General features: G+C 73.5%; 15 protein-coding genes. 10 read left to right on the top strand and 5 right to left on the bottom strand.

What is annotated here, in order from left to right:
• The 3 genes from ABD946_RS28840 to ABD946_RS28830 all read right to left on the bottom strand — a co-directional run.
• A partial coding sequence (locus ABD946_RS28840) for an RNA-binding protein (protein ID WP_345288431.1) occupies window positions 1-729 on the bottom strand: 729 nt, incomplete at its 3' end.
• A gap of 84 nt (window positions 730-813) precedes the next feature.
• On the bottom strand, window positions 814-1,185 hold the full coding sequence (locus ABD946_RS28835; protein WP_345288429.1) for a hypothetical protein: 372 nt from the start codon (window positions 1,183-1,185) through the stop codon (window positions 814-816).
• A 59-nt stretch (window positions 1,186-1,244) separates the two neighbouring features.
• Window positions 1,245-1,523, bottom strand: coding sequence for a hypothetical protein (locus ABD946_RS28830; RefSeq protein ID WP_345288427.1), 279 nt, complete (start codon window positions 1,521-1,523; stop codon window positions 1,245-1,247).
• A 221-nt stretch (window positions 1,524-1,744) separates the two neighbouring features.
• On the opposite strand from ABD946_RS28830, the gene ABD946_RS28825 reads away from it, so the two are divergent.
• The 10 genes from ABD946_RS28825 (at window position 1,745) to ABD946_RS28780 (ending at window position 19,707) form a co-directional block, all read left to right on the top strand.
• Complete coding sequence (locus ABD946_RS28825) at window positions 1,745-2,107, top strand: hypothetical protein (RefSeq protein ID WP_345288426.1); 363 nt, start codon at window positions 1,745-1,747, stop codon at window positions 2,105-2,107.
• A gap of 71 nt (window positions 2,108-2,178) precedes the next feature.
• Window positions 2,179-2,739: an ArsR/SmtB family transcription factor gene (locus tag ABD946_RS28820; RefSeq protein WP_345288424.1), complete on the top strand. Its 561-nt coding sequence runs from the start codon at window positions 2,179-2,181 to the stop codon at window positions 2,737-2,739.
• Window positions 2,736-4,022 carry an MFS transporter gene (locus tag ABD946_RS28815; RefSeq protein ID WP_345288422.1) on the top strand — a complete coding sequence of 429 codons (1,287 nt, stop codon included), beginning with the start codon at window positions 2,736-2,738 and terminating at the stop codon, window positions 4,020-4,022. Before ABD946_RS28820 ends, ABD946_RS28815 begins: the two co-directional genes overlap by 4 nt.
• 72 nt (window positions 4,023-4,094) lie before the next feature.
• On the top strand, window positions 4,095-4,331 hold the full coding sequence (rpmB, locus tag ABD946_RS28810) for a 50S ribosomal protein L28 (RefSeq protein ID WP_345288421.1): 237 nt from the start codon (window positions 4,095-4,097) through the stop codon (window positions 4,329-4,331).
• The gene (rpsN, locus tag ABD946_RS28805) at window positions 4,331-4,636 is read left to right on the top strand and encodes a 30S ribosomal protein S14 (RefSeq protein WP_345288419.1); all 306 of its coding nucleotides are present in this window, start codon (window positions 4,331-4,333) and stop codon (window positions 4,634-4,636) included. The genes rpmB and rpsN overlap by 1 nt, the downstream gene beginning before the upstream one ends.
• 2 nt (window positions 4,637-4,638) lie before the next feature.
• The gene (locus ABD946_RS28800) at window positions 4,639-5,835 is read left to right on the top strand and encodes a CobW family GTP-binding protein (protein ID WP_345288418.1); all 1,197 of its coding nucleotides are present in this window, start codon (window positions 4,639-4,641) and stop codon (window positions 5,833-5,835) included.
• 132 nt (window positions 5,836-5,967) lie between these two features.
• Window positions 5,968-7,596, top strand: a complete 1,629-nt coding sequence (locus ABD946_RS28795) for a phospholipase D-like domain-containing protein (protein ID WP_345288416.1) — start codon at window positions 5,968-5,970, stop codon at window positions 7,594-7,596.
• Window positions 7,597-7,799: 203 nt separating this feature from the next.
• Window positions 7,800-16,400, top strand: a complete 8,601-nt coding sequence (locus tag ABD946_RS28790; RefSeq protein ID WP_345288414.1) for a toxin glutamine deamidase domain-containing protein — start codon at window positions 7,800-7,802, stop codon at window positions 16,398-16,400.
• 190 nt (window positions 16,401-16,590) lie between these two features.
• Window positions 16,591-17,829: a serine hydrolase domain-containing protein gene (locus ABD946_RS28785; RefSeq protein ID WP_345288412.1), complete on the top strand. Its 1,239-nt coding sequence runs from the start codon at window positions 16,591-16,593 to the stop codon at window positions 17,827-17,829.
• A gap of 366 nt (window positions 17,830-18,195) precedes the next feature.
• Complete coding sequence (locus ABD946_RS28780; protein WP_345288410.1) at window positions 18,196-19,707, top strand: glycerophosphodiester phosphodiesterase family protein; 1,512 nt, start codon at window positions 18,196-18,198, stop codon at window positions 19,705-19,707.
• 54 nt (window positions 19,708-19,761) lie between these two features.
• On the opposite strand, the gene ABD946_RS28775 is transcribed toward ABD946_RS28780, so the two are convergent.
• Together ABD946_RS28775 and ABD946_RS28770 are read right to left on the bottom strand one after the other, a co-directional pair.
• Window positions 19,762-20,067 (bottom strand): GNAT family N-acetyltransferase, encoded by a 306-nt coding sequence (locus ABD946_RS28775; protein ID WP_345288408.1) that lies wholly within the window; start codon window positions 20,065-20,067, stop codon window positions 19,762-19,764.
• A gap of 104 nt (window positions 20,068-20,171) precedes the next feature.
• A complete protein-coding gene (locus tag ABD946_RS28770; protein ID WP_345288406.1) occupies window positions 20,172-21,146 on the bottom strand; it encodes a LuxR C-terminal-related transcriptional regulator in 975 nt (324 codons plus the stop codon).
• Window positions 21,147-21,431: the final 285 nt, after the last annotated feature.

The raw sequence follows: 21,431 nt of genomic DNA, 5'->3' as shown, positions 1-21,431 counted from the left end.
CACCTCGGCCGGTCCGGCGCCGAACAGCGAGGGCCAGGCGGACAGCCGCGACCGCGGTACGAGACGGGCGCGGACGGCTGCCACGTCGTCCCGGTCCGCGAGCCGGTGCCAACGCGCCGCGTTCCCCGCGAAGTACTCCTGGAGCAGCCGTACCTCGCCCGCCGCGACCGCGCGCTCCAGCCGCTCCCAGTACCCCGCGTCGGCCGGCGTCTCGGCGGCGCTCCCGTCCGGCTCGGGGGCGTACGGCGACTCGTCGAGGGGCTCGGGGAAGAGGCCGAGCTCCCGTGCCCGTTCGACCCCGGGCCCGACCGGACCGGTCGTGCCGACGTACATGTACAGGTCGTACCCGACGTGCAGGAAGAAGCGGTCGCCGTCCTCCAGGCGGCACCACCCGCCGCTTCCCCGCAGCATCGCCCGGACCAGTTCCACGCCGGTGGCGAGGTCCACCTCGGCGCCGTCGTGGAAGTCGGTCGGCTCCGCGAACAGGCCGGCCGCACCGGTCCGTCCGGCGGTCGGCCCGGTCCAGTCGTCGATCGTGATCCCACCCGGATCACGCACCGTCAGCCGCTCCACCCCGGCCGCCCGCGCGAAGGCGGCGGCGCTCTCCAGGTACGCGGCCTCGATCGGGCCCTCGTCGCAGTCGATGTCGAGCGGGCCCTCGTACCAGCCGTGCTCGTTGCGGTCGGCCGGGTCGTACTTGGTCACTCGGTGGACGCGGAGCTCGGGCATCGGGCCATCCTAGGAGTTCTGTCCGCGCGGGGGCCGGAGCCCGTACCCATCGAGCGGGCCGGGCCCCCGCGCGGTGACGAGGGGTCAGCCGCCGAGCACGCCGCCCTTGTGGAACTGGTCCACCGGGGCCTCGCTGCAGGCGTTCTTGTTGCCCCAGACGCCCGCGACGCCGGTCGCGTTGTCGGCCAGGCAGCGCAGGTCCGCGTCGACCAGCGGGGCGCCGTTGCTGTTGATCACGCCGTTCTGGGAGCCGACCAGGGTGTCGCCGAAGTGGTTGCCGAAGGTGCCCTCGCCGGCGGTGGTGTCACCGCCGCCGTGCATCTGGTACGAGCTGATGGCGCCCTGCGCGCTCTCCTGGGTCTCCATGCCCATGCACTCGGCGGCGGAGGCGGGGGCCGCGACGGCGACGGCGGCGGACATGGCGAGGGCGGTGCCGGACAGGACCTTCTTGATCATGGTGTTCTCCTGGGTGAGGGGTGTGAATGCGGCGGTGGGGGACGGGAGTCGAGGGAGGGTCAGCCGCCGAGCACGCCGCCCTTCTGGAACTGGGCGACCTGCGCCTCGTTGCAGACGTTCTCGTTGCCCCACACGCCGGCGACGCCGGTCGCGTTGGCCACCGCGCAGCGCAGGTCGGCGTCGACCAGCGGGGCGCCGTTGCTGTTGACCGCGCCGTTCTGCGAACCGGCCAGGGTGTCGCCGAAGTGGCTGCCGTAGGTGCCCTCGGCCATGGCCGGGCTCGCGATCGACACCGCGGCGGAGAGGGCCAGGACGGCCCCGGTCAGGACCTTCTTCATGGGTGCTCCCGAATCTCCGGGCTCCTGGTGGAGCCGTTGCCCTACCGGAACGAGGGAATCGGGGGGAGGTGACTTGACGGACATCCGTCCGGAGCAAGGGCTCATGCGTTCGGCAGAACGTTCCTGCGCCGCCCGGGCGAATCGACGGTGACCCAGTGACTCGCTCACCGTTGCGACTGTCGACGCCTCGTCACCCTCCCTCCTACGCATCGGAGCAACCCGTGAAGAAGTTCCTGGCCGGCGCCGCGCTCGCCGTCTCCGCCTCCGTCTCGCTCACCGGCACCGCCACCGCGGCCACCACCATGGGCGCCGACACCAACGACAACGCCCGTCAGGCCATCGACGCCTACCGGATGTACGAGAACGGCGGCCCCTCCGAGGGCACCTTCGGCAACCACTTCGGCGACACCCTGGTCGGCTCCCAGAACGGCGTGATCAACAGCAACGGCGCCCCGCTGGTGATGGTCGACCTGCGGTGCGCGGTGCCCAACGCCACCGGCGTCGGTGCCGACTTCGGCAACAAGAACGCCTGCAGCAACGCGCCGGTCGACCAGTTCCAGAAGGGCGGCATCCTCGGCGGCTGACCGGCCGGCAGCTGGGAACGCATGCACAAGAGGCATTGCACAATGCCTCTTGTGCATGCCAGGATCGTCGTATGACAGAGGATCAGATCAAGAACTCCGAGCGCCTCTCGGCCCTGGCCCACCCCCTGCGCCGCCGCCTGGCGGACATCCTCCGGGCCTACGGTCCCGCCACCGCCAGCACCCTCGCCGAGCGGACCGGCCAGGCGGTCGGCAACGTCAGCCACCACCTGCGCGTGCTCGGCGCCGCCGGGATCATCGAGGAGGCACCCGAACTCGCCCGCGACAAGCGGGAGCGCTGGTGGCGCCGCTCCTCGGCGAACCTCTCGTGGAACCGGAGCGACTTCGCGGCCGATCCGGCCGCCGCGCTCGTCTCCCAGACCGTCCAGTCGATGCTGCTCGACCGCCACACCACTGCCGCGCGCGAGTGGCTGCTCGGGGAGCAGCCCGAGGAGTGGGTGGACACCTCCTTCGTCGCCGACCGCTGGCTGATGCTCACCCCGGAGGAGCTGGAGGAGATGGCGCGGGAGATCATCGCGATCCAACTCAAGTGGGGGACGCGGGAGATCCCCGACGACGGGCGCGAGCGGCAGTCGGTCCTGGTCTTCTCGTACGGAATGCCGGCCCAGCCGTGACCACCACCACGACCTCACCGGCCCCGGCTCCGGCTCCGGCCCCGCCCCGTGCGCCGGACGCCGCCCGCGACTTCCGGCTGTTCTGGTTCGGCGAGACCGCCGGCAAGATCGGCAGCGGGATCAGCGGCGTGGCCGTGCCGCTCGCCGCCGTCACGGTGCTCGACGCCTCCGCCTTCCAGGTCGGGGTGCTCACCGCCATGACCTGGCTGCCCTGGCTGCTGGTCGGCCTGCCCGCCGGCGCCTGGGTGGACCGGATGCCCCGGCGCCCGCTGATGGCCGGCTGCAACCTGCTCTCGATGTCCCTACTGGTCAGCGTCCCGGCGAGCTCCTGGCTGGGCGTGCTGACCTTCACCCAACTCGCCCTCACCGCACTGCTCCTGGGCACCGCCGGGGTCTTCTTCCAGGCCGCCTACCAGGTCTACCTCCCCTCGCTGCTGCCCGCCGAGGAGCTGGCGGCGGGCAACGCGAAGATGCAGGGCTCGGAGGCCTTCGCCCAGGTCGCCGGGCCGGGCCTGGCCGGAGCGATCGCCCAGCTGCTCGGTGTCCTCGGCGGGCTGCTGGCCGACGCCGCGACCTTCGCCGTCTCCACCCTCTGCCTGCTCGGCATCCGCGCGAAGGAGGAGCCGGTCGAGCGCCGGGAGAACGCGGCGCTGGGCCGTGACATCCGCGAGGGCCTGCGCTTCGTCGTCCGCGACCCCTACCTCCGGGTCTTCGCCGTCTTCGGGGCGCTCTTCAACCTGGCGTTCATCGCCTACCAGGCCGTGCTGGTGGTCTTCCTGGTCCGCGAACTCGGCCTGCCCACCGGCCTGGTGGGCCTGCTGATGGCGGGCATCAGCGTCGGCGGCGTGCTCGGCGCGACCCTGGCCACCCGGATCGCCGCCCGCCTCGGGACCGCGCGCGGGCTGCTGACCGCGCTGTTCGGCACCGTCCCGTTCGCGCTGGTGATCCCGCTGGCCGCCCCCGGCCCCCGGCTGGCCCTGCTGGTCGGCGGCGGGCTGATGATCGGCCTCGGCACGGTGGTGAGCAACGTCATCCGCGGCAGCTTCCGCCAGCTCTACACCCCGCGCCCGCTGCTCGGCCGGGTCAGCGCCGGCATGATGTTCCTCAACTTCGGCACCATCCCGCTGGGCGGCCTGCTGGGCGGCGCCCTGGCCGAGGCCGTCGGCCTGCGCCCCACCCTCTGGCTGGTCGCCGCCGCGATGGCGGCCTCTCCGCTGACCCTCCTGATCGGCCCGCTCAAGTCCCGCCGTGACCTGCCGGCCGGCGGTGCCGACGGCAGCTAGATGGAAATCATTTTCAATTAGTGTAGCGTGGGCCGGGTCCTGCCCCATCCCGGCGACCGACGGAGTCCCGCCATGTCCGCCCACTGCCAACTGACCGGCCGCAAGCCCGGCTTCGGCCGTGCGATCTCGCACTCGCACCGCCGCACGCCGCGCCGCTTCGACCCCAACATCCAGCGCCGCCGCCACTGGCTCGCCGGTGAGCGCCGCCACGTGCGGCTGACGCTCAGTGCCGCCGCCGTGAAGACCGTCGACCGGATCGGCGTCGAGGCCGCCGTCGCCCGGATCCGCGCCCGGGGAGGGAAGGTCTGATGGCCAAGCGGAGCAAGATCGCCAAGGACGCCCGCCGCCGGTCGACCGTCGCCCGGTACGCCGAACGGCGTGCCGAGCTCAAGCGGCTGATCACCCACCCCGGCAGTGGGGAGGCCGAACGGGCCGCGGCCCGAGCCGAGTTGGACCGCCAGCCGCGCGACGCCAGTGCCACCCGGCTGCGCAACCGGGACGCGGTGGACGGCCGCCCGCGCGGCTACCTGCGGGCCTTCGGGCTCTCCCGGATCAACCTGCGCAAGGAGGCCCACGCGGGCCACCTGCCCGGCGTGCGGAAGGCGAGCTGGTAGCCGTGACGGAGGACCTGATCCGGCTGCCCATGGTGGTGGTGGCCGGGCTGCACCGGGAGGAACGGCGGCGCGCCGTGGAGGAGTTGACGGCCGGGGGGATCGAGGCGGTGGTACTCCACCACGACCTCCGCGACGCCCCGCTCGGCACCGTCCACCGCGAACTGCGCGACGCCCACGGGCACCGGCACGCCACCGCCGAGGTGCCGCTCGCCAACGACTGCCCGTGCTGCGCGCTGCGCGAGGACCTGCTGCCCGAGCTGGCACGGATCGCCGAGCAGGGCAGCCACGGGCTGGCGGTGGTCGAACTCTGGGGCGGCAGCGACCCGCACCCGGCGGTCGAGGTGCTGGCCGACGGCGTGACCGGCGGCGCGACCGGCGTGCGGCGGATGGCCGAGCTGGTCGAACTCGCCGGTGTGGTGACGGCGTTGAGCCCCGACCGGCTGATCGGCGAACTCTCCGTCCCCGACGAACTGGCCGAGCACGGTGAGCAGACCTCGGCCCGGGACCGCCGCACCCGGGCCGAGGCGCTGGCCCACCAGATCGAGTACGCCACCACCCTGGCGGTGCCCCGCGGCGCCGACCCGGCCGGGCTCGCGATGCTGCGCCAACTCCGCCCCACCGCACGGCTGGTGCGGCTCGGCACCGGCGAGCTGATCCGGTCCGCCCTCGGCGGCTTCGACGTCCCCGCCGCCCGCGACCGGGTCAACCCGGCGCTCGCCCTGCTCCCGCAGGAGCGGGACGAGTGCGGGGTGGCGACCGTGGTCTGGGAACGCCGCCGCCCGCTCCACCCGGCCCGGCTGCACGAGGCCCTGGAGCAGCTCGTCCCCGCCGCCCAGCGCAGCCGCGGCCGGTTCTGGCTGGCCAACCGGCCCGAGCTGATGCTCGCCTGGGACGCCGCCGGGGCCGGCCTCACGGTGGAGGCCTGTGGTCCCTGGCTCACCACCCTGCCGGACGCCGCCTGGGAGCTCTACCCGCCCGCCCGCCGGGCCGCCGCCGCCCTGGACTGGGACCCGCTGCACGGTGACCGTGTCCAGCAACTCTGCTTCACCGCGAAGGGGTTGGACGCCGAGGGGATCGTCCGACTGCTCGACTCCTGCCTGCTCACCGACGCGGAGCTGGCCACCGGCGAGGCCGGCTGGCGGGCCCTGCCCGACGCCTTCGAGGACCTGCTGGACCCCGTGCCGTCGGGAGGCGGCTGAGCGGCCCGGGGGGCGACACCTCCGAACGGCGGGGGTCGGACGACGGGCGCGCGGCGACATTACCAGTCGGTAATCTCAGGGCGTCCAGGCGGTGAACCACCTACCGACCGCCACGTTCTGAAGGATCGTCACGTGTCTCGTTCCGGTCGCGCCCCGCGCACCGTCCTCGCCGCTGCCCTCGCCACCGGTGTGCTGCTGGCCGTCGCGCCGGCCCTGCCCGCCCACGCCGACTCCGGCCCGGCCGGGGGCGCCGCGCACCTCGACGCCGTCGAGCGCGTCCTGCGGGAGGTGTCGCCCGGGCTTGAGGGCACCGTCTGGCAGCGCACCGAGGGCAACAGCCTGGCCGGGACCGCCGGGGACCCGGCGGGCTGGCTGCTCCAGACCCCCGGCTGCTGGGGCGACGCCACCTGCGCCGACCGGGTCGGAACCCGCGCCCTGCTCGCCAAGATGACCGCCGACGTCGCCGCCGCCACCCGCACCGTCGACGTCTCCACCCTCGCGCCGTTCCCCGAGGGCGGCTTCCAGGACGCCCTGGTGGCCGGTCTCAAGGCCTCGGTCGCGGCCGGCCACCGACCGGTCGTGCGGATCCTGGTCGGAGCCGCACCGGTCTACCACGCGAACGTCCTGCCCTCCCGCTACCGCGACGAGCTGATCGCCAAGCTCGGCCCCGCGGCCGCCTCGGTCAGCCTCGGCCTCGCCTCGATGACCACCTCGCGCACCGCGTTCTCGTGGAACCACTCCAAGCTCCTGGTGGTCGACGGACGCACCGTCATCGCCGGTGGCATCAACGGCTGGAAGAACGACTACCTCGACACCGCCCACCCCGTCACCGACGTCGACCTCGCGCTGAGCGGCCCCGCCGCCACCTCCGCCGCCCGCTACCTGGACACCCTGTGGGAGTGGACCTGCAGCCGGACCGGGGTGTTCGACATGGCCTGGTTCGCCTCCTCCGACGGCAGCGCCTGCCGCCCCTCGCTGGAGCGCGAGCTCAACCCGGTCGCCCCCGCCACCGGCACCGTCCCGGTGATCGCCGTCGGCGGCCTCGGCGTCGGGATCAAGGACAAGGACCCCAGGTCCGCCTACCGGCCCGGGCCCGTGAACGGCGCGGCCGACGCCAAGTGCGGCCCGCTCACCCTCTCCGACAACACCAACGCCAACCGCGACTACGAGACGGTCAACCCCGAGGAGAACGCCCTGCGCGCCCTCGTCGGCAGCGCCCAGCGGCACCTCGAGATCTCCCAGCAGGACATGAACGCCTCCTGCCCGCCGCTGCCCCGCTACGACTCCCGCCTCTACGACCTGCTGGCGGCCAAGCTGGCAGCCGGCGTCAAGGTGCGGATCGTGGTCAGCGACCCGGCCAACCGCGGCGCCGTCGGCAGCGGCGGCTACTCCCAGATCAAGTCGCTCGCCGAGATCAGCGACGTGCTCAAGGCCCGACTGGCCGCCCTGACGGGCGATCAGGGCAAGGCCACCGCAACGATGTGCGGCAACCTCCAGCTCGCCACCTTCCGCGCCGCCCCCACCGCCACCTGGGCCGACGGCCGCCCCTACGCCCTGCACCACAAGCTGGTGTCGGTCGACGACTCGGCCTTCTACATCGGCTCCAAGAACCTCTACCCCGCCTGGCTCCAGGACTTCGGCTACATCGTCCAGGACCGCACCGCCGCCGCCCAACTCGACCGCGACCTCCTCGCCCCCGAATGGCACCACTCCCAGCCCACCGCCACCGTCGACTGGACCACCGGCACCTGCCGCGCCTGACGGAGCTCCCGCCCGCCCTGCCCTTTGGGGCACGTTCCCCTGCCCGAAGGGCTCCTCTTCCTGCGCGTTCGAAGTCCCTTAACCCGGGCGTCACTTCCGTTGACGTTCGGCGGCACTCCGTCGTCACCGGTGATGGATTGATTGGCGGTCCGCATGCGTGCGGTTTCCGTCGGTCAACTGTCTTTTAGGGGTACGGGTCCACGATGGCTGTCGAACTCCCGGAGCCCCTGCAGTGGGTGCTGATGCTGCTCGCCGGTTCGCGTTGGCCGGAGGGCGACGAGGACCTGATGCGGGACATGGCGCGGCGTTGGCGGTCCGCCGCCGAGGCCGTCGAGGAGGGTGGGCGGGCCGCCGACTCGGCGATGAAGCGCGCGCTGGACGGCCAGCAGGGCGCCGCGATGGACGAGTTGTCGAAGAAGTGGGAGACCCTCACCCTCCCGGCCGACGGGAAGAAGCCCGGTTTCTTCCCCGGCATGGTGAAGGCCTGCAACTCGATGGCGGACAGCCTGGAGGCGATGGCCAACTCGACCGAGACGGCGAAGATCTCGATCGTGGCCCAACTGGGCATCCTGGCCTACGAGATCGCGACGGCGGAGGCGGCCGCGCCGGTGACGGCGGGGGCGTCGTTGGCGGCGATCCCGGCGGCGATCACGGCGAGCAAGCTGACGGTCCAGCAGATCCTGAAGAAGCTGGCCAAGGAGATCATCATCCTGGCGTTGAAGGAGGCCTTCCAGGAGGTCGCCATCAACCTGCTGGCCCAGTCGATCCAGCTCGCTGCGGGCAACCGCAAGGAGTTGGACGGCAAGGAGCTCGGGATGAGCGCCGCCGGTGGTGCCATCGGCGGCGCCGCAGGTGGCGTGCTGGGCAAGGGTCTTGGCGCCGCGGGCAACAAGCTCATCGGCAAGAACATGGACCGGCTCCCGGCCCAGATGGTCGAAGGTGCGATCACGGATGTGGGTGCGGACGCGTTCACGCAGTTCGCGCTGACCGGCGAGGTGGATCCCTCCGGGCTCGGTGGGTCCGCGTTGAGCGGTGCGGGCAGCCCGGCCATCATGCGGGGTGCCTCGGCGTTGAAGGGGAAGTTCAACTCCTCGGACATCCCCGACGCCTCCGACTTCACGGGTGGTGGTGCGGACAGCCCCGGAGCGAGCGGCCCGGGCAACTCCGGTGCGGGGGAGGGGGGTTCGTCCGGCAGTGGCGGCACCGGCACCGCCGGCCCGCCGTCCGGGTCCTCCGACCCCGGCAGCCCGAGCGGGGCCACCACCTCGGGCAAGCCCGACACCCACGGGGGCGATGCCGAGGTCGACCCGTCGATGCTCTCCCCGATCGGCAGTGACGGCCACCACACCCGTGGCGGCGGCGACTTCGACACGCCCACCTCGCGCGGCACCGCGCCGGACGGCAGTACCTCCCACGCACCGACGCCCCGGAACCCCGACGCTCCGCGCACCTTCGCCACTCCGTCCCCGGAGACGGCCGCCCCGAGCCCGGAGACCGCCCCCTACCAGGGCCCGAGCACCACCACCCCGCGCACGGACCACTCGCCCCAACTCGCCCCGTACGAACCGCCGACCCCGCGCAGCGCCCCGGACAGCACCCCCACCCCGTCGGCGCCGCCGACCCCTCACGCGGAGAGCCCCACGCCGCGCGCCGAGACGCCGCCGCACACCGAGGCTCCGGCCCCGCGGTCCGAGGCCCCGTCGCCGCGCTCCGAGGCTCCGGCGGCCCCGACGCCCCCGATGTCACCGACGCACGAGTCCGCGCCCACCCCGGACAACCGTCCCTCCTCGCACGAGGGTTCCAACGCGCCGACCTCGCCCGCATCACCGCGGGGCGACGGCGCGCCGAACCAGGGCCACACCGCAGGTGCGCCGCACCCCGAGGGAGTCCGCCTCGCGAGCGGAGGCCCGACCGCGATGCGGGCACCGTCCCAGGACACCGCCGCCCCGACCGGTCCTGACGGTCCGTCGGTGCCGCCCGCCCGGTCGGCCGACAGCCCCGTCCAGGCGCCGGTTGGCCCCGGCGCCCCCGTGGCCCTCGGCCCCGTCAACGGTGGCCGCCGCAGCGCCGACCCGCGCCAGGCGCCGCCCGCCGCCGTGCCCACCCCGACCTCGTCCAGGCCCGAGCCGGCCCCGGCCGCGACGCCCACCCCCGCCCATTCGGTGCGCCCGCGCCCCGAGCCGACAGCGGACGCCGCCCCCGCCCCCGAGGCCCGGCCGGCGCCGCGCCCGCCCGCCGCTGCCGGACGTCCGCTGGGCGGCGAGGGCGGTCTGACCGAGCCCACGACCAAGGACCACGAGCGCCTGAACCAGGCGCTCCCGCCGCGCGACCCGAGCGATCCGCACCCCGACCCCGCCAAGGGCGACTGGACCGCCGCCATCAACGGCGACGGCCCCGACGCCCCCGGGCGCAACAACAACTGCGTCGACACCACCCTCGCCTTCCTCGACACCTACCACGGCACCCCGACCCCCGCCGCCGCCCGGACCCCCGACACCGACGGCAGCCCCTCCGCCCTCGGCGAGCGGGGCGGCCGCGACCGCATCGAGAACAACCTCGGCGCCCGGTTCGCCGACCTCGGTGACGGCCCCGCCGCCTTCGACCGGTTGAAGCAGACCCTCGTGCGGACCGGTCACGGCTCCTCGGCCGCCATCACCACCGTCGACGCGGACGGCCGCTCGCACGCCTGGACCGCCGTCAACCACAAGGGCGCCGTCACGTACGTCGACCCGCAGACCGGCCGACGCAGCGACCAGCCGCTCCACAACGGTGACAACGGCGTCTTCGCCGTCCCCCTCGGTCCCGACCGCGCGCCCACCACGCCCGAGCCCCACGCCGACCCCGCCCACGACCCGGCCACCGAACGCCGTGCCCCGGAACGTCCCGCCTCGGACACCTCCGGCGGCAAGCCGGGAGACGGGAAGTCCGAGGACGGCAAGCGGCCCGGCGGTGGTGACGTCCCGTCGGACACCGGCTTCCGGCCCCCCGGCCCGCGCGTGACGGTGCCGGGCGACGGCCTCTGCCTGCTGTACTCGCTCGCCGTGAGCGCCCCCGACCTGGTGGGCGGGCCCACGCTGTCGCACGAGCAGGCGGGGCAGCAGCTGCAGGCCCGGGTCCGCGCACACTTCGGCGGGCTGCCTCCGGAGGGCTGGCCGCTCGAGGTCGTCTCCAACTACCGGGGCCACCTGCCGAGCCGGCCCGACCTGACCAAGGACGACCTGCTCGCGTACCTCCCCGAGGACGTCCGCCAGGACTACGGCCAGCTCCCGCTGCCGGACCTGCGGCAGATCGTCGTCGAGCACATCACCGACAACGCGCCGACGCCGACGGCGGAGGAACAGGCGGGCCTGCTCGGGACGGTGGACCAGTGGAGGGACCGCTGGGACACTCCGCAGGGCGAGATGCTGCCGGCCGCCGCGGCCCACGCGCTCGGGCTGCGCATGCAGGTGGTCAACCACGACGGCGTCCCGCTGGCCGTCTTCGGGCCGAGCACCGGCCGACCGGTGACGGTGTATCACCGGGGCAACCACTACGACGCCAGCACACCGGACCCGGTCACCCAGAAGCCCGAGGCGGACCTCAAGCCCGAGGCGAACGAGAAGCCCGAGGCGAGCGACAAGCCCGGGCCCGAGTCCAAGCCCGAGGCCGACCTCAAGCCCGGGCCCGAGTCCGAGGGGGCCGAGCAGTCCAAGCCGACGGACCCGCCGAAGGAGTCCGAGCAGCCGAAGGAGACCGAGCGGCCCGAGCCGTCCGAGGAGCAGGACCCGCCGAAGCAGGACCCCACCGCTCCCCGCCCGATCGCCGGTTCGGATCTCGTGGTCGGCCTCAGCAAGAACGAGCAGGCCGTCCGGAACCAGGTCATCGCGGTCCTCACCCAGTCCGTGCCCGGTGATCCTGCGGTGGTGCGGGCCTTCGCCGACGCCCACTTCAGCCCGGCGACCCTGCGCCCGATCGTCGGTGCGCTCTCCCGCGGTGAGACCGTGACCGTCCCCTTCGAGGGCAACGGCTTCAGCGGCGGCGTGAAGCTGAGCGGCGCCGTCACCAAGTCGGACCCCCAGAAGACCCACGACCCCCTCAAGCCCCAGGAGCCCCTGAAGATCGAGTTCGAGAACGGCGCCGACCGCACGGTCTCCCTCGGCGGCACCCGGAACTCCCAGTGGGGTCTCAACATCGGCGTCCAGACCCGCCAGACGGCCGGCATCGTGGAGCCCGCGCAGCTCGCGGGCTACTTCCACGACCGGGGCCAGGGCCGGGTCACGGTCGATCTGGGGGGCATGGTCGCGCGGACCAAGACCTCCGTCCCGGTCGACGTGTTCGACTCCACGATGAAGCTGGAGCTGGACTTCAGCGGCCTGCGCCACGACGGCAACCCGGTCAATCCCGAGCCGGGGAAGGACACCAGCACGGTGGACCTCGGCGTGACCGTCGCGGTGCCGCAGACCCCGGACACGGTGCCCGACGACAAGCGCCGGACGGCGCCGCAGCGCCTGCAGGGCGGCCGGATCGGCGGCCAGGAGGTCGTGCTGGACCTCTCACCGCACGGCGGGCCGCAGGGCGGCCGCCCGGTCGAGGCACTGCTCGACCAGGTGAAGGAGGCGGGGGAGAAGGAGTTCGGCAAGGACTGGCCCGCGATGCGCGACCAGGTCCTCGCCGAGGTCGACTTCGCGCGGCTCCAGCGGGACCTGAAGGGCATGACGGCCGGTGAGCCGACCACCGTCACGCTCACCGACAGGAACGGCAAGCCGCTGGGAACGGTGGAGATCAGTGCCAAGCTCGGCGGGCTGCGCCAGACCGGTGTCCCCACCACCACCGAGTTCAACATCGGCACCACCGTCCAGCAGGTCCGCAGCACCGCCGAGAACCGGGGCAACGCCGGGCAGTTCGGCCTGGGCCTGGGTCTGAAGCCCGGCGCCGCCCTGATCGGCGGTCAGGGCGCCGGGCGGCTCGGCCAGGACCGGATCGAGATCTCCGGCAGCAACCGGGTCTCCCAACTGACCGTCAAGTCCAAGGTGCCGGGCGTGCGGTACGACGGCACCGTCGACTTCACCATGACGTTCAACGGCAAGCCCGACGCGCACCAGGCCGGTTCGGCGGACGTCAAGCTCATGGTGGACGAGGCCGACACCACCACGCCGGACAAGCCCGCCGCACCGCTGCCCGCCGAGATCGCCAGCCCGCCGGACTCCGTCTGGAAGGAGGACGGCGGCCTCGGCGAGACCGTCGTCGTCCGTGACCTGGAGAGCACCGCCGCGCTGCGCAAGGCCGTGGACGACAAGGGGCGGGCGGAGCTCGGCGACGACTGGGACGCCGTCAGGGACCAGGTGCTGCAGGGCTTCAGCCAGCCGCACCTCGCCGCCAAGCTGACCGGCATGACCCGGGGCGAGCCGCTGGAGATCAAGATCCCGGGGAAGAAGGACCTGGTGGTCACGGCCACCGCCCGGGTCGAGGAGATGACGTACCGCCGCGACGACGCCAAGGCCGAGCTCAACGCGGTGAACGAGACGGGCACCTTCGGGGTGGACCGGCAGTTGATGTCGCGCACCGCCGCGGCCAACGGCCACCTTGGCTACGCCGCCAAGGACGCCACGCCCCCCGTCGACGTGGTCGGCACCGCTGCCGGCCAGCAGCGGGACCGGGTCGGAGCCCAGGGCCGCCGCGCCGACCGGGTGTACGCCAGCGGCAAGTACGCGGCGCCGCAGGTGGTCTACGGCGCCAGGCTGACGGTGGACGTGCACTTCGGCAAGCACGGCGAGGCACCGGGGCTGGCCGGGGACCCCTCGGCCGCGCTGGACGTCGAGGTCAGCATGGACGTCAAGGAGACCGACCAGCGGCCGACTCCGAAGGCCGAGGACGGTTCGCCCACCTTCAAGCGGCCGGTCGCCCAGCCCGGTGGCGCGGCTCCGAAGGACGCCGATGCCCAGCCTCCGAAGGCCGAGCACACCGCGCCGAGCCGGATGACCGTGCAGCACGAGCTCAACGCCTCCTACGTCGTCCACACCCTGAGCGGCGCCGACAAGGTGCGGACCGAGGTGGAGGGCGCGATCGGGAAGAAGTACGGCGAGCCGTCCGAGGAGGTCAGGCAGCGGATCGACGACGCCTTCGACCGGGTCGCCCTCAAGACACAGCTCTCCCAGCTCACCCGGGGCGGGAAGATCACCGAGACCGTCTCCGGCGCCACCTGGAAGGCCGAGGTCACCGTCACGGCCAAGCTGGGGCAGTCCGCCTACCACTCCGAGGTGAAGAGCTACGAGTTCGAGTCGGGCAGCCGGACCTCCCGTGGCCAGGGCACGGTCCAGGACCACCGCACCCGCACGGAGCTCGGCGGTCAGCTCAAGGTGAAGACCCCGGCCGTGGACGTCACGGGCGGCTACGGCCACCGGACCGACCGCACGTACGCCAACGGCGTGGAGGTCGTCGGCTCGACCTCCAACCGGGCCAAGCACACCGAGGCCGCCGCCTTCTTCGACGTCGGGGTGGAGTACGACGTGACGGTCAAGTTCAAGCGGCTCGGCATCGACGACGGAACGGTCAGAGTGCCGGTCCCCACCACGGCCCGGGTGGCGGTCCCGATGCGCGACGCCGATCCGACGGACACGAAGGACACGAAGGACGCGAAGGACGCGAAGGACGGGCAGGACGCGAACGGCGGGAAGGACACCGAGGCGCCGAAGCAGCCGAAGGGCTACGTGGACGGCAAGCGCCTGGACTCCTCGGCTGTCGTCACCGACGTCCACCTGCCGGCCGGCAGGCGGCGGCCCGAGGGCCTGACGTTCGGTCAGGCGGTCCTGTCCGAGGTCGAGGCCAAGAGGCCGAGGCCGGACCCGGTGCCGGGGATCGGTGGAACCCTGGTGCCGCAGCCCAAGGTGAAGGCCGACCCGTTCGGCGGCGACCGCGACGGGATCCGTCGCAAGCTGGACCGGGAGCTGACCCCGGACCGCCTCCAGGCCCGCCTCAAGGGCATGACCGCCGGGGACGCGATCGTCGTGCACCACGGCAACACCACCGTCCGGGTCACGGCGGTGCTCGGCGACAGGATGGACCACCTGGGCGGCTCCGGGACCACCGAGTTCAACACCGGTACGGACGTCCAGCACTCGTTGGGGGACTCCGAGGGCCGCGGCGGGAGCCACCAGGGCCGGTTGGCGGTCGCGGGCTCCGTGCCGGTGCCCGGGGCGCCCGTCTCGGTGACGGCCGGTCTGACCGGTACCGGCGGCGGGGGCCGGACCCACACCGAGAGCCACGGCTCCGCCACCTCGGCCGGCTCGGCCACCAAGGCCAAGGTGCCCGGCAGCGCCTACCAGGGCGAGGCCGAGCTCCAGTTCACCATCACCCGGACGCCGTTGCTCGGTCCCTCCACCTTCGAGCGGCGCACCGCGACGATCGGCTTCGAGACCATCGTCGAGACGAGCGAGACCGTGCCGCCCGCCGAGAAGCCGGTCGACGAGCCCGCCGGCACGCCGGGCGCCGAGAAGCCGCCGCTCGTGCTGCCGACCGAGGCGCCCGCGCCGACCGAGGCCCGCGTCCCCCCGGAGCGGATCTGGGAGGGCGGGCTGCGCGACAGCGACGTGCTGCGCTTCCTCGGCGACGTCGGCGGCGTCCAGGACCTGGTGCGGCTGCGCGGGCCGGAGTACTTCGGCGCGTCGACCTGGCAGAGCATGGAGCCCGTGGTCGGTGCGGTCACCTCGCACAGCCAGCTCTCGGCCCTGTTCACCAGCGCCACCCAGGGCGGTGACGTCTCGGCGACCCTCCCCAACTCGCGGCTCACCCTCGGCGGTGGCAAGGGCGTCGAGGTGGGGATGAAGATCGTCTCCCTCGAGCACCGGACGAACGACGACAAGGTGGAGTCGAGCCCGGCCAACTCCAGCACCGCCGGCACCGTCCACACCGACCAGTCGGTGCGGAACGCGGGCCTGCGGGTCCAGGCCGGCGCCAAGATCCCCGGCGACGTCACCCACAGCCCGGCCGTCACCGGGGGAGCCGAGCGGATCTGGGGCGCCGGCGACACCCACGGTGACTCGGGTCAGATCGTCTCCAACGGCAAGTACCCCAACCCGATGGCCCGTTACTCCGGCGCCGTCCAGGTGGAGGTGACCCTCTTCGACGGCAAGCGCGACCCGGTCAAGGAGAACGGCATCCTGCCCTTCACCGTCGACATCCCGCTCTCCGACACCACCGGGGTCCAGCGGCCGGGTGACCACCAGCTGGCCTTCACCCCGGACACCCGGACCGGCGAACCGCGCTTCGACGGGGACCCCGGCCTGGTCCGCGAGGTCGTGGGGGCCCTCCCGCCGACCGATCCGCCGTTCTCCCACGCGACCGCCACCCCCGAGCAGAAGGAGCAACTCGCCGGCACGGTACGGCTGGTGCACACCGCGTTCGGCGACCACTCGGTACCCACCCCGGCCGACCTGCGGGCCGCCCACCGGCTGGTCGCGCTCGGCGGCGGGACCACCGACGGCGCCGCCGCCTTCGTCGGCGACGTCCTCGGCACGCCCGAGGGCACCGCGCCGAACGCCCCCGAGGTCCGTCAGGTGCTCGATGCCGTGCACCTGCTCGGCGGCGGGCCCGCCCCCACCGCGGCCGAACTCCGGGCGGCGCGGCGCCTGGTGGAGCTCGCCGGCTCCTTCGAGGCGGCCGCCGTCACCGTCGGCGACCTCCACGGCAACCGGGAGCACACCGCGCCGAGCCCGGAGCAGGTGCGCCGGGTGACCGACTACATGGGCCGGATCGCCGCCGACGGGCCCGTCACCCTCCAGGACCTCTACCTCGGAGCCGCCAACGGCTGGCCGCGGACCGCACCCTGACCCGACCGGCCCTGGCCCCGACCGTCCCTGACTCCGACCCCGACCGTCCCTGACCTGACCCGACCCTGACGGTGGGTCAGGGCAGGGTGCCGGGGTGCGGTCAGGGTCGGCCCCGGATGGCAGCGTGGCCCGGCTCGGCGAGACTCGTTCCCGAACGAAGCGAGTGACGACGAATCTGGAGTACCGAAGCGTGAACACCGTTGCGAACAGCCGACGTTGGGCCAACCTCGCGGTCACGGGGGCGATGCTGGCCGCCGTGGTCGTGGGGACGGGCGGATCGGCGCTGGCCGCCTCCCCGTCCCCGTCCAGGGCTGCGGACGCGGCCACTGCCACGGCAGCTGCCCTGCCGCCGCTCGACCGGGCGGCGATCCGGCAGGCGGTGACCGGCTTCCCGAACGCCGACATCAACGGCGTGCTGGTGCACGTCGCGGGCAGCGCGGGGACCTTCGACACCTCGGCCGGCATCGGCGACAAGGCGACAGGGGAGGCACCGGACCCGGAGGGCCGGTTCCGGATCGGGTCGATCTCCAAGGTCTTCACCGCCACCGTGGTGCTCCAACTGGCCGCCGAACACCGGCTGGACCTGGACGGCACCGTCCAGCAGTACCTGCCGGGCCTGCTGCCCGCCGACTTCCCGCCGGTGAAGGTCGGTCAGCTCCTCGACCACACCTCGGGCCTGCCGCACGGCACCAGCGGCGCCTGGGGCGACGGCACCTCCGCCTGGTTCGTCGACCACCGCTTCGACAGCTGGACGCCCCAGCAGGTGGTCGCCTCCCTGGCCGGCCAGCGGATGGTCTTCGCGCCGGGCACCGGCCAGCAGTACAACGGCTTCAACACCTTCATCGCCGGCCTGCTGATCGAGAAGGTCACCGGCCGCTCCTACGCCCACGAGGTCAAGCACCGGATCATCCAGCCGCTGCACCTGCGCGACACGGCCGTCCCCGACCGGAACGACCCCCGGCTGGCCCGCCCGGCCGCCCACGCCTACCTGACGGTCCCCCAGGCGGACGGCAGCACCCGGCAGTTCGACGTCACCGAGCAGAGCCCGTGGCCCTGGGCCGAGGGCGGCCTGATCTCCAGCGCCCCCGACCTGGACCGCTTCCTCACCGCGCTCTTCCAGGGCCGGCTGCTGCCCCCGGCCCAGCAGGAGCTGCTCTTCACCGTCCCCGACGTGCCCAACGTGGAGAACCCGCAGTGCCTCCCCGGCCAGCTGCGCGCCTGCATGAGCAAGGGCCTGGTCCGCACCGAGCTCAACGGCGTCACCCTCTGGGGCAAGACGGGCTCCCGCCCCGGCTGGACCAGCGGCGCCTTCGCCACCCGCGACCTGCAGCGCCGCCTGGTCTACTCCTTCAACCCGACCAGCCCCCGGGGCGCCGACATGCGGTACGTGCTCCGCCTCGCCAACGCGGTGCTCCCGCCCGCCCCGTAGGCGCCTCCGTCGAGGGGCGGGCCCGGCGGTCGTCGGATCGGTCGTCGGGCGGCGGGGGGCGAGGGCGGCGCGGACCCGGATCCCGCCGGTCCCGCCCGCGCCGGCCGGACGGTGTGACACCCCGTCGACACGGTGGAACCGGGACGGCCGTGCGGACCGTCGTGATCGGCGGGGTACGGTGGGGCGGTCGGCCACCGTCGGGGGTCCTCGCGCCGGGGTGTTGCGCGGGCGGGGGCGACGGGCCGGGGCCGTAGGTGCCCACGGTCGACAGGAACTGTGCAGGTCAGAAGGGGAGCGGTGGGTCCGGGCGGGGTGGACGGGGAAATGCGCGCGGTGCGTGGACGGGCGACCGGGGGCCGAGCGGGCGTGCCCGCGCTCGCCGTCGTGCGGTCCTTCGCCCTCCACCGCGGTGCCCGGGCGGTGCTCACCTTCACCCTCGCCCTGGGACTCGCCGCGGCAGCCCCGTCGATGGGCCTCCACCGGGACTCCGGCGGCCTCCGTGCGACCTCCCCCCTGACGGTCGGTCAGCCAGGGCCCAAGGACCGGCGCCCCGACCCCGCCGGTGCCTTCGGCACCGGCACCGCGGCCGACCGGGCCCACCGCGACCTGCTCGACCACGGCCCCACCGCCAGGGTCCTCACGGCCGCCCACCGGGGGCAGTGGCGCCGTGCCCCCGAGAACTCGCTCCCCGCGATCCGGGCCGCCTTCGACCTGGGCGCCGACATCGCCGAGGTCGACGTCCGCCTCACCAAGGACGAGGTGCCCGTGCTGATGCACGACACCACCGTGGACCGCACCACCGACGGCCGGGGCGCGGTGGCGGACCTGACGCTCGCCCAGCTCAGGAAGCTCCGCCTCCGGGAGGGCCTCGGAGGCTCCGGGGCGGCCCCGACCGAGGAGCGAATACCCACCCTGGAAGAGGTGATGAACCTCGCCAGGGACCGCGGCCTGATCAACCTGGACAAGGGCTGGCCGTCCCGCCAGGCGATCTGGAACGTGCTGGCGCGGACCGGCACCGTGCGCAACGGCCTCTACAAGAGCAACGCCCCGGTCTCCGAGGTGAGGGCCTTCCTCGACACCCACCCCGGGGCCGGCTACATGCACAAGATCACCGACCGCAACCGGGCCGACGTCGCCGCGTTCGGGACCGCCCAACCCATCGCCTACGAGGTCGAGTTCAACAGCACCTCGGACGCCGTGGCCCGCAAGCCCTTCCTCGACGAGCTCGCCCGGAACAGCCGCATCTGGATCAACGCCATGTGGGCCGGGACGGCGGCGCGGATGACCGACGAGGCCTCCCTGGTCGACCCCCGGCGCGGCTGGGGCAAGCTGGTGCGCGACCACCGCGCGAGCGTCCTCCAGACCGACGACGTGGAACACCTCAGGAGCTGGCTGCGCACGGGCGCGGCCGACCCGCTCCCCGAGGGCGGCGTCCGGGTGCAGGCCGAGGACTTCCTCCCCGGCGAGGGCACCGGCTACCACGACCTGGACCCCGCCAACCGGGGCGGCCTGGCCCGGCGGCCCGGCGAGGGCGTCGACCTCGCCGGCGAGGACGGTGCCGTCCGGGTCTGCGACCTGCGGGGCGGCGAGTGGCTCCGCTACGCGGTCGACGTCCCCGCCACCGGCAGCTACGCGCTCGCGGCCCGGATCTCCTCCCCGAACTCGCGGGCGGGTGCCTACACCGTCTCCTTCGACGACGGCCCCGAGAGCACCCGGGGGGCGGTGCACGGCACCACCGGCGACGCGATGGCCCTGCGCCCCAGCGGCGTCACCCGGCGCCTGACCGCCGGCCGCCACGTCCTCAGGATCGCCCTGCCGGCCGACGTCCCGCAGACCTGGAACCTCGACTACCTCCAGCTCGCCCCCGTGACCGACTGACCGTCACGCCGTCACGCCGTCACGCCCGTCCGCCGCGGCGGACGCGAGGGGTGGTCAGAAGCCGAACCTGGCGCGGTGCGAGGCGGGCACCAGGTCGACGTACTCGGGGTGCTTGGTGATCCAACCGCGGATGAACGGGCAGTAGGGGAGCACAGCGAGGCCCTGCTCGCGCGCGGAGTCCAGCGCCTGGCGGGCGAGCTGTCCGGCCAGCCCGCGGCCCTCGAAGGCGGGGTCGATCTCGGTGTGGATGAAGGCGATCTCGCCGGCCGAGCGGTGGTACTCGGCGAAGCCGGCCAGCTGACCGTCCTGGTGGATCTCGAAGCGCGACTTCTCGGCGTTGTCGGCCACGTAGTGCTCCATGACTACTCCTTCTCGGGACGGCCCCGGGGGGCTGACGAGTCAGACTGTAGTTGAAGGTTGAACATTTGTCGCCCCGGGGCGGACCCCGCGCCTCCGGATCGGCGTCACAGCCAGTCCTTCCGGGCGGCCGCGGCGCCGGCCTGGAAGCGGCTCTCGGCGCCCAGGCGGTTCATCAGGTCCTGCATCATCCGGCGCACGGTCCGCAGGGACAGGCCCAGCTTGCGGCTGGCGGACTGGTCCGTGTGGCCCTCGCCCAGCAGTTGCAGCAGGGCGCGTTCGGAGCCGGTGAGCTCGTGGTCGTCGCGGGGGGCGGGCTGGCCGAAGTCGGCGCCGCTGCGCCAGAGTTCGTCGAAGAGTGCGCACAGGGGCTGGATCAGGGCCTCGCCGCGCAGCTCCAGTGCGCCGCGGCGGCCGTCGCTGGGGTCGGTCGGGATCAGGGCGGTGTTGCGGTCGACGATCACCAGGCGGATCGGCAGCAGCGGAACGGTCCGCGTCAGTCCGCCCAGATCGGCCAACCACCGTGCGTAGCGCAGGGTTTCGGGGTCGTTGCGGAAGCTGTCCTGGAAGATGCTGCGGATGACCACTCCGCGCTCCAGCGCCAGCTGGTTCGGGTGCTTGCCGGCCTCGATGGAGTCGGGGGCGACGGCTCCGCCGCGCATCAGGGACAGGCACTCCACCGTCGCGGTCGCCGCGAGCTCCTCCAGGCGGTCGCGGACGGCGTCGAGGGAGTCCAGGCGCAGGACCATCTCGTCGTCGGGTCGCCGGTCGATGTACTCGGCGGAGAGGGCCGCGATGGCGGTCCGGGTGCTCTCCAACTGCTGCTGGCGGAAGAGGAGTTGGTTCTGGTTGTGGGCGAGCAGCCTGGTCAGCCCGACCTCCGGGCTGACGGCCCGCAGGGTGGAGGTGCCGGCCGTGGGCCGAAGGAGCGTCAGTTCCAGTAGCTCGTCGAGTGCTTCGCGCGTCGCCGCCTCCGACAGGTTCAGGTGGGCGGCGATCCGGTCGACTCCCCAGTCCGGTTCCGCCAGCAGGGTCCGGTAGACGTTCTCCGTCGGTGCGCTCAGTCCGAGTGCCTGCAGCATCGTTCCCCCTTGTCGATGTCGAAGATCATCATCCGTCCGCGGCGGGCGGCCGCGCAATGCCTTTGGGGGGCCGGGGAGCCGCCTCCCCGGGTGGTTTTGCGTACACAGATGAGGGTTGTGGCGATACCGGTGAGGGTGGCCCGGTGGTCCAGACCTCGTGGGTGCGGGGCGGGTTCCGAATGATCTTGCACCTAGTTGCCAGGAGACTTGGTGCCAGCCCTGGAGCGGTGACAGGGCCTAGGCCGGACGGCAGGATCTTCCTCAGCGGCGGAGAGCGCGACGGGA

Origin of the sequence: Kitasatospora albolonga (assembly GCF_039535905.1) — a bacterium.
Classification (GTDB): domain Bacteria; phylum Actinomycetota; class Actinomycetes; order Streptomycetales; family Streptomycetaceae; genus Kitasatospora; species Kitasatospora albolonga.
The sequence above is the reverse complement of the archived record's forward strand: the minus strand, read 5'-3'. Positions and strand labels throughout refer to the sequence as shown.